Source organism: Paraburkholderia kirstenboschensis (assembly GCF_904848585.1).
Lineage (GTDB): Bacteria > Pseudomonadota > Gammaproteobacteria > Burkholderiales > Burkholderiaceae > Paraburkholderia > Paraburkholderia kirstenboschensis.
In genome coordinates this window covers 1-518 of record NZ_CAJHCR010000102.1, presented here as the reverse complement: position 1 = coordinate 518, position 518 = coordinate 1, and the positions used below count along the sequence as shown (strand labels likewise).

Here is a 518-nt window from a genome sequence, read left to right as displayed (position 1 = left end):
AACCTTCGCCGTGCGCTGCGTCATCTGCTTCGCATGCTGCGCTCGGAGGGAATCATTCCCTCGACATCAGCGCCGGTTTCCAATTTCATAAGGGAAGAACTTCGGCTCTTTGACGCTTATCTTCAGGATGTGCAGGGGCTGGCACCAGCAACGCGTCTCTACCGTCTGCGCTACGTCCGTGAATTCCTCATTGCCCGATTTGGCTGGGGGCCGATTGCGCTTGAATGCCTCAAGCCAGATGACATCTGTCGATTCGTGACTGATCGCGCCGCGGGCTGCCAACCCCGGACAGCAGGAATCATTGGCGACTGTCTGCGGAGTTATTTGCGTTTCCGTCGCATACACGGACAACCTACCGAACCCCTGATTGCCGCAGTCCCAAGAGTCGCTTACTGGCGTCTAGCGGCGTTACCGGATTCTCTTACCGATTCAGAACTGGCGGGGCTTGTGAATTCCTTCGATCATACGTGTCCAACCGGCCGACGTGACTACGCGATCATTCGCTGTCTGGTGGACCT

At 56.9% G+C, this 518-nt stretch carries 1 pseudogene; it reads left to right on the top strand.

The features are described 5' to 3' along the window. A pseudogene (locus JMY24_RS39205) lies at positions 1–518 on the top strand (site-specific integrase); the annotation flags it as partial.